The following is a 4,518-nucleotide window of genomic DNA, read 5'->3' on the forward strand; positions in this document are numbered from 1 at the left end:
GGCTCACGCCAGGCAGCAATGAACTTGGCAATTGAGTTGCGATCGCTTAAATCAAGCGGAGCAACATGAATATTCCGGTTCCCAGTAGTAGCCATGATGTCAGCCGCGACTTGCGCTCCAGCATCGGTATTACGCACAGCTAGTGTGACGCTCGCTCCAGTTTGAGCCAGTGCCCGCGCCGTTTCTACGCCGATGCCCGATGCGGCTCCCGTAACGATCGCCCGCTTGTCGGAAAGATCAATTCCTTCTACAACCTCGGCGGCGGTGGAATGTCGTCCGAATGGTGTTGTAATCAGTGCCATTGTGTATTCCTTTACAAAGGTCGAGTGTTCTGTTTGCCTAACATCGACCGATAAACGCTCAACAGGTATGATAATCTGAGATTGATCAAAGACGATGCCCGTTTCTAAATAGATGAATACGCCGGATTTTGGACGTTAGATTTGCTGAAAACCGTTCGTGCTGTGCTACTTGATTTAATTAAATCTGCTGCTTTCTCACCAATCATGATGGTGGGTGCGTTCGTATTTCCCGTGGTGATTGTTGGCATGATGGAAGCATCAACAACTCGCAATCCCTCAACCCCATGTACCCGCAACTTAGGGTCTACCACTGCCATTGAGTCAATGCCCATTTTGCAAGTGCCAACCGGATGCCATACAGTGCTGCAAGTATCCCGAATGTAAGCTTCGAGTGCTGCATCACTCTGCTTGTCAGCACCTGGAGCGATTTCCTTACCGCGAAACTCATCCAAAGCACTTGCACCGAACAAGTTACGGAGTAATTTAATCCCGACAACTAACTTTTGCACATCAGTTTCACTTTGGAGAAAGTTCATTTGAATCATCGGTGTGTCTTTGGGGTCAGGGGAACGCAAACTGACACTACCAATGTTTTGAGGATGAGTTAAACAGACGAAACTTGTAAATCCTAAACCAGAGTGGGCATAACCAGGCGGTGCCAACACAACCGGGCCGAAGAGAAACTGTAAATCTGGCGCGGCATCCAGATTACCCAGAGTATGCAAAAACAAGCCAGCTTCAGCGACACTACTGCTGCTTGCCGTGTGTAAATCCTGAGTTGCCTCGTGTGCCACGGACACGACAGGGTGGTCTTGGAGGTTTTGACCGACACCCGGCAAATCAGCCACTACCGGAATTCCCATCGCTTGCAGGTGTTCTGCATCACCAATACCGGAAAGCATCAGCAGCTTCGGCGAATCGAACGTGCCAGCGCTTAAAATCACTTCGGAGTTTACCCTAACCTGGTGCAACATGTCCTCGTGCAGGTATTCTACCCCAATAGTGCGGGTACCCTCAAACAACAAGCGAGTTACCAACGCTCCTGTGGTTACAGTCAAATTGGGACGCTGGAAAATGGGTAACAGGAAGGCAGCGGCGGTGCTGTGGCGCTTACCATCCTTGATCGTCAACTGATAGAGTCCTGCTCCTGACTGCTGCATTCCATTGGGATCGGGATTGTGGTCATATCCTAGTTCCACTGCTGCGTCTACAAAACGTTGGGATACCACAGCAGGCGCAATCAGATCGGTGACGCTCAACTCTCCATCGACCCCGTGAAATTCAGACGCGCCTCGTGAGAAGTGTTCTGATTTCTTGAAGTAGGGCAAAACATCAAGGTACGACCAACCGGGATTGCCCAATGACTGCCAGTGGTCATAATCGTGAGAATTACCCCGCAGATAAATCATGATATTAATCGAACTGCTGCCGCCCAGGACTTTGCCACGGGGACAAAAGATTTTGCGGTTATTCAGGTAGGGTTCTGATTGGGAGAAATATGCCCAGTCCACCTCAGAACCTAGTAGACTGAGACATTGCGCTGGGATGTGAATTTCTGGTTTCGTATCGGGATTACCCGCTTCAAGTAGTAACACAGTTGTGTCGCTGTCTTCTGTCAGACGGTTGGCGACAACGCATCCTGCCGAACCTGCACCAATTACAATGTAGTCATAATTAGTCATAAAGTTCTCTTCCTCTGTTATCTACAATGGATAAATGGAGTCAAGAATGAACTCATTAAAGAGCGATCGCTGAAATATTGTTAGTTATTCATTTACAATGCCCGATCTGCTGAATTTAACTGCGTACCAATGGTGTATCTACCAAATGTTCTGCCAGAAACCAAACTTGCGTCTCATTCGTTCGCAGGACTTGACTCACTAACAAATCATTAGTGCCACTATCTTGATTTGCTGCTGTTTTATCGATCGCCCCTCTCAATTCCCCAATTATCAATTCGTGGGCTTCTAGTAACCGCGACAACATCACAGGTACTTCCTCAACGCCGTTGGGCGGACGCTTAATTTTAGTGACTTCTGCTACATGACGCGGATCAGCGATCGCCACGCCTCCCAGTGTTTGTACTCGTTCACCCAGTGCATCAATTAACTCAATTTGTTCGCTGGCGTGTTTGTCAAGCAACAGATGCAGTTGATAAAACGTATGTCCGCGCATCAACCAGTGATGTTTCTTGTAAAGGTGATAGAGAATAATCGTATCTGCCAAAATTTGATTGACTAAAACACAGCTTTCGCTGCGGGCAGTGGGGTTGAGAACAATTGGCAAATCACGAAGAGTACCATACTGCTGAATTTCATATCCATGTTGATGCAGTAAGGGTTGACTGCCATCGACTTCAGTGATACTTGTATTTTGAGTCGGCACGATCGCATCTCCTAGAGTCATAATTAGGTCTGTTCTATTTGTATGTACTGAGAAACTACTTCTCTTAAAATTGCGATTACTTCACAGCAGTGCTGGCTGCTTCAATCACTTTGACAACCTCTTTTGGATGAGAGATAAAAGGAACATGGCTGGAGTTAACTTCGGTTGTCTTAGCATTAATCCGTTTAGCCATAAATCGTTGAAGTTCAGGGTTGATGGCGCGATCGGTTTGAGTCACGATAAACCAGGAAGGAATCGTTTTCCAGGCGATTTCATTCACTGATTGCTCAAACGCTGCGCTGGCGATCGGCTTTTGGGTTGCTGCCATCACTCGCGCCTCAGCCTTTGATACGTCTTGGGCAAAAAATTCGTGAAACTTCCCGCGATCGACATAGAGGAAGTTTGCAGCATCAGACACAATTGCCTTACTAATCGGAGGTGCTGCGTACCTTTTATTCAAATCACTTGTCTTTTCACCGGCATCTGGTGCGAAAGCATTAACATAAACCAGAGCTTTCACCTGTGGATTGCCAGCCGCCGCACCCGTGATTACATTTCCACCATAGGAATGTCCAACTACTACAACAGAACCCTTCTGACTCTCAATTACCCGCTTCGTCGTTGCCACATCATCAGCAAGAGAAGTGAGCGGAATCTGCACAGCAGTCACTCTGTAGCCATCCTGCTCTAACAATGGAATAACGTGTTGCCATGATGTCCCGTCAGCATAAGCCCCATGAACGAGAACGATCGCAGGTTTAGAGTTGGATGCTTGAGGTAATTCCTTGGAGGTGGCTGATGTTGGATGCATTGATATTCCAACGACAACACTTAATGCAAATAACCACAGCAACAATTTTTGAACTTTTTTCCATGTAAAAACTATCATTGCGATCGCCTCTGTATTCTTGCTAAATTGCTGAAATCTCTGATTCTTGTCGTCCGTATAGAAGTTATGAAATACTTGTTGGGATAAGCATCAAAAACCTTAATCATTTGCAGCAACAATGGCTGCCATTATCTGCTCAACAGTCCAGCGATCGAGATAGCGAATTCCATTAATAAACAAAGCGGGCGCAGCCTCCACTCCGCTTCGCAGTCCACCTTCAATATCCGCATTGATCAGATTGACATACGCTCCCTTGGATAAATCCTGCAAAAATTGAGAAATATCAAGTCCTAAACGATTGGCATACTCGACTAGATAGCCATTTCCCAATTCCTGTTGATGGATAAACAGCATCTCATGCATTTGCCAAAACTGCCCTTGAGCCGCTGCTGCTTCTGCGGCTTCTGCTGCCCGTTGAGCATGTGGATGAATCTGTACCTGGGGAAAGTGACGGAAGATAAAACCTAAATTGTTTTCTCCAAACTCCAGCTTCAATTGCTGCCCGGCAACTTTAATCAATCGATAGATGTTGGCACTTTGAAAACATTCATAATCTCCATACATGACGAATACTACAGCAGCATTCAGTACACCTTGAATATGATCTTGGGTTGAAGGCAGAACGAATAAAGAACGATTATCACGGTTGTAAGTCATGTTTCGGTTTGTATTAAGCAAACTTAAGCCTTACAACCCAACTGCGCTAACATTGCTATGGATTCAATATAGACAATTGACCCTCTCTTGTCGTCCACTCTGAGTTGACATTTTTATACAATCTAGTGATGGATGAACCTGTTCATCTCATAGTGGAAGGTTATCTCCAACTAAAGTTGGAGTCTAAAGCCAATCTCAAGGGCAAAAGGTAAGGGACTTCCAAGCAATAAAATCACCAAATACAAGAATGATAATCATTGTGAGGAGGGGGAAGGAGAAGCAGCC

5 protein-coding genes are annotated in these 4,518 nt (G+C 46.1%); all 5 read right to left on the reverse strand.

Annotation, left to right across the window (positions count from 1 at the left end):
• Positions 1–302: SDR family NAD(P)-dependent oxidoreductase (locus CDG77_RS33585; RefSeq protein WP_143857158.1), on the reverse strand; the 302-nt coding region annotated here is incomplete at its 3' end.
• A gap of 104 nt (positions 303–406) precedes the next feature.
• Positions 407–1,984, reverse strand: coding sequence for a GMC family oxidoreductase (locus tag CDG77_RS33590; protein WP_094333486.1), 1,578 nt, complete (start codon positions 1,982–1,984; stop codon positions 407–409).
• A 115-nt stretch (positions 1,985–2,099) separates the two neighbouring features.
• Entirely contained in the window at positions 2,100–2,708 is a 609-nt protein-coding gene (locus CDG77_RS33595) for a Dps family protein (RefSeq protein WP_094333487.1), read from the reverse strand.
• Between the two features lie 55 nt (positions 2,709–2,763).
• Positions 2,764–3,576: an alpha/beta fold hydrolase gene (locus CDG77_RS33600; RefSeq protein ID WP_094333488.1), complete on the reverse strand. Its 813-nt coding sequence runs from the start codon at positions 3,574–3,576 to the stop codon at positions 2,764–2,766.
• 99 nt (positions 3,577–3,675) lie between these two features.
• Positions 3,676–4,233, reverse strand: coding sequence for a DsbA family protein (locus tag CDG77_RS33605; RefSeq protein ID WP_094333489.1), 558 nt, complete (start codon positions 4,231–4,233; stop codon positions 3,676–3,678).
• Positions 4,234–4,518: the final 285 nt, after the last annotated feature.

The organism is Nostoc sp. 'Peltigera membranacea cyanobiont' 213 (assembly GCF_002245975.1).
Classification (GTDB): Bacteria; Cyanobacteriota; Cyanobacteriia; order Cyanobacteriales; family Nostocaceae; genus Nostoc.